This window comes from Mycobacterium sp. E735 (genome assembly GCF_001666955.1).
Lineage (GTDB): Bacteria > Actinomycetota > Actinomycetes > Mycobacteriales > Mycobacteriaceae > Mycobacterium.
Window position 1 is genome coordinate 1 of the sequence record NZ_LZIX01000026.1, and the last position, 3524, is coordinate 3524.

Below are 3524 nucleotides of genomic sequence, written 5' to 3' on the forward strand. Positions count from 1 at the left end.
GACCGCCGCGAACTGGCCCAGTCCGGGTTCGGCGCGCATGTTCTGGTCGATCCGGCCCAGCGGTCGGTGTTCGACGCCTTCCGCACGTTGCGCGCCGAACGCCACATGAACGGCTCCGCCGTGGTGTTCGAATGCGTTGGCGCTGCGGGTCTCATCGACAGCATCGTCGCGGATGCGGAGTTCTCATCACGCATTTACTGCGCGGGTGGCTGGTACACCGGCGACACCCTCGACATCACCAAAGCCACCCGAAACGGCCTGACTCTCCAGTTCGGTGGAGGACCGCTCCCGCAGGACTGGTACGGCGTTCTGGATGCGGTCGTCGAGGGGAAGCTGAACCCACTGCCCAGCGTCGGCAAGATCATCGGCCTCGACGAGGTGCCCGCGGCGCTGGCGGCGGCGCGGCGATCCGAAGGCCCACCCCGCGTCGTGATCCACCCGAACGGTGACTTCTGATGTCGGACCGCGACGACATTTTCGACCTCACAGTCCGGTATGCAACGGCAATCGACAGCCGGCAATATCGGCTTCTCACGACAGTCTTCGCCGAGGATGCGCGCATCGACTACGGTTTGGTCGGCCAGTGGACCGGTGGCGCAGAGGTGGCGCGGTTTATGGAAGCAGCGCACGTCGGCGCGGCGCACACGATCCATCGAATGACCAACCAGGCCATCGCAATAGACACCGACACCGCGACGATCCGCACCTACGTCGACGCACTGATCCTGATGGAGGACGGCTCGGGCGCGAACCCCGTCGGTTACTACGACGACCACGCCGTACGGACGCCGGACGGTTGGCGGATCGACCGCCGTACCTACACCTCGGTTCGGCTCGCTGCGGTGCCGGGCGCCCATGGGTGACATCGCACGGAGGTACGGACCGTGGGCGGTGATCGTCGGCGCGTCCGACGGATGCGGCGCCTTGTTCGCCGAGAGGTTGGCGCAGGAAGGAGTGAACGTTGCGCTGGTCGCTCGTCGCCGACGCGTGCTCGACACGGTAGCCGAGGCGATTCACGAGCGCACCGGTGTCAAAACCCGGACGCTCGCCATCGATCTCACCGAGCCCGACGCTGCCCAGTCCATCATCGACGCCACCGCAGACCTCGAGGTCGGCATGCTGGTGTACTGCGCCGGCGGGGATCCGAACTACCAGCCTTTTCTTGCCAATCCGGTATCGAGAGCCGAAGCCCTGCTGCAACGCAACTGCCTGGTGCTGATGCGGTTGTGTCACCACTTCTCGGGCCTCATGGTCGACCGAGGACGCGGCGGCATCGTGAACTTCACTTCTGGTGCTGCGCTAGCCGGTGGCCGAAACATGGTGGCATACGGAGGAACCAAGGCCTTCGACATGGTTTTCACTGAGGGGCTGTGGGCGGAGTTGCACGACAAGGGCGTGGACGTCCTGGGTCTGGTCCTCGGCATGACCGATACACCGGCTCTGCGGCAACTGGAATTCGAGCGCGGCCGACTGAAATCCGTCGACGAGGTTCCCCAGGGTGCGGTGACAGCCGCGAGCGTGGTGGACGAGGCGTTCGCCAACCTCGGCAACGGACCGACGATCGCCACGGGCGATGACGTCCGGATGGCATTTGAACTTTTCAAGTCCATGACACGCAACGAAGTGGTTCGAATGATCATGCAGGCCAGCGCCGAAGTCATGGGTTCCGACGCACGGCAGCCCGGTTAGCAGCGACCGTGTTCACCCTTCGCTTCGACATGCGAGCGCCCACCATCGGAGCGCCGGCCACCGAGTTGTACGCCGCCGCCAGCGAGATGTCGGCATGGGCCGAGCAGCATGGCTGTATCGCCGTCGTGCTCTGCGAACACCACTGCGCGGACGACGGTTATCTGCCGTCGCCGTTACTGCTCGGTGCGGCCATTGCCGCTCGCACGAAGCAACTCTTGGTGAACCTGACAATTCTGCTGCCCTTCTACGATCCGGCACGGCTGGCCGAGGACATCGCCGTGCTGGATCACATCAGCGCGGGCAGAGCCACCTACGTCTTCGGAATCGGATATCGCGCTGAGGAATACGCTCACTTCGGACTCTCGATGTCCGACCGCGGCAGGCTGGCGGACGAGAAGCTCGGCGTGTTACGCCGCCTCCTCGCCGGCGAAGAGATCGAACACGGCGGCAGACGAATGAAAGTCACCCCGCGGCCGCGCACGCCGGAAGGCCCCATGATGAGCTGGGGCGGCGCCAGCCTGGCGGCCGCGCGGCGCGCTGGACGTAACGGTCTCGGCTTGCTCGCCAACGGCGGGGTGCCAGGAATGCGGGAAGCTTACGAAAAAGCATGTCGCGACAACGGCTTCGAGCCCGGCTTTGTCGTCATCCCCGAGCGTGACGCAGCGACCAACTGCTTCGTGGCCGACGATGTCGACGCGGCGTGGGACGAGATCGGCAAGTACCTCCTGCACGATGCAATCGCCTACTCGGAATGGAATCCCGACAACGCGGTGTCCGCCAACATCACCACCGCCAGGACCATCGACGAGCTGCGCAACACGTCGTCACACGTGATCCTCTCGGTCGACGAAGCGCGGAAGCGCATCGCAGCAGGTGAAATGTTCAACATTTCGCCACTGTGCGGCGGGATACCGCCCGCGATCGCATGGCCCTACTTGAAGAGATTCGCCGAGCTGCAGTAGTCGAAAGGACACGAGATGAGCCTTGACGGGGGCGCGGCGGAAGTAGGCACGTCTTTGGGATCCGTTCACTTCGACCCCTTCTCGGATGAATTCTTCAACGATCCGTTCGAGATTTACCGCCAACTACGCGATCGGGCGCCGGTCTACCACAGCACGCAGTACGACTTCTGGGCCCTTTCCCGCTATGAGGATGTCGCGAGCGCGATGCGCGATCACGAAAGGTATTCCTCGGCGAAGGGTGTGACGCTCGATCATTTCATCGATCCCGACGCGATGATCCCGCACGGAGTGATCATCATGATGGACCCTCCGCAGCACACCAGAATGCGGTCGCTGGTAAACAAGGTTTTCACCCCGCGTGCGATCGCCAAGCTCGAGCCGATGATCCGGAAGGTGATCGACACAATCGCGCAAACCATCGATGTGACGTCGTTCGACATGGTCGAGGACTTCTCGGCGCTGTTCCCCGTCGAGATCATCACCACGATGTTGGGGGTGCCGCCGGACGGTCGCCAGCAGATCCGGCACTGGCTCGACGCACTGCTGGAACGCGAGCCGGGAAACATCAGCACGACGCCGCACGGCCGCGAGGCGGCGGTGACCATGTGGAGGTACTACTACGACCTTGTCGTCGAGAAACGCGCCAACCCACAGGACGACATGATTTCGCGGCTCACCCAGGTCGAGGTCGAACGCGACGACGGCACCATGACTCGCCTCGACGACACGGAGATTTCGGCCTTTGCGTCGATGCTCGGCGGTGCGGGCGCCGAGACGGTGACCAAGCTGGTCGCAAGCGCCGCAGTGGTGTTTGCGCGACACCAGGACCAATGGCAGGCACTGAGGCGAGACCGAAGCCTCATTCCCGCCGCC

4 protein-coding genes and 1 pseudogene are annotated in these 3524 nt (G+C 64.0%); all 5 read left to right on the forward strand.

Annotated features, from left to right (window positions below; genetic code table 11):
• A pseudogene (locus A5704_RS28690) lies at positions 1 to 456 on the forward strand (zinc-binding dehydrogenase); the annotation flags it as partial.
• Positions 456 to 863 carry a nuclear transport factor 2 family protein gene (locus tag A5704_RS02615; RefSeq protein WP_067783886.1) on the forward strand — a complete coding sequence of 136 codons (408 nt, stop codon included), beginning with the start codon at positions 456 to 458 and terminating at the stop codon, positions 861 to 863. The pseudogene A5704_RS28690 and the gene A5704_RS02615, both read left to right, overlap by 1 nt.
• The gene (locus A5704_RS02620; protein ID WP_067783888.1) at positions 856 to 1689 is read left to right on the forward strand and encodes an SDR family oxidoreductase; all 834 of its coding nucleotides are present in this window, start codon (positions 856 to 858) and stop codon (positions 1687 to 1689) included. Before A5704_RS02615 ends, A5704_RS02620 begins: the two co-directional genes overlap by 8 nt.
• 8 nt (positions 1690 to 1697) lie before the next feature.
• The gene (locus A5704_RS02625) at positions 1698 to 2651 is read left to right on the forward strand and encodes an LLM class flavin-dependent oxidoreductase (protein WP_067747625.1); all 954 of its coding nucleotides are present in this window, start codon (positions 1698 to 1700) and stop codon (positions 2649 to 2651) included.
• 15 nt (positions 2652 to 2666) lie between these two features.
• The coding region (locus A5704_RS02630) for a cytochrome P450 (protein WP_067887265.1) at positions 2667 to 3524 on the forward strand (858 nt) is incomplete at its 3' end.

Excerpts from the sequence above, each read along its gene's own strand:
- A5704_RS02615 (WP_067783886.1), top strand. The coding sequence starts at position 456 with ATGTCGGACCGCGACGACATTTTCGACCTCACAGTCCGGTATGCAACG.
- A5704_RS02620 (WP_067783888.1), top strand. The coding sequence starts at position 856 with ATGGGTGACATCGCACGGAGGTACGGACCGTGGGCGGTGATCGTCGGC.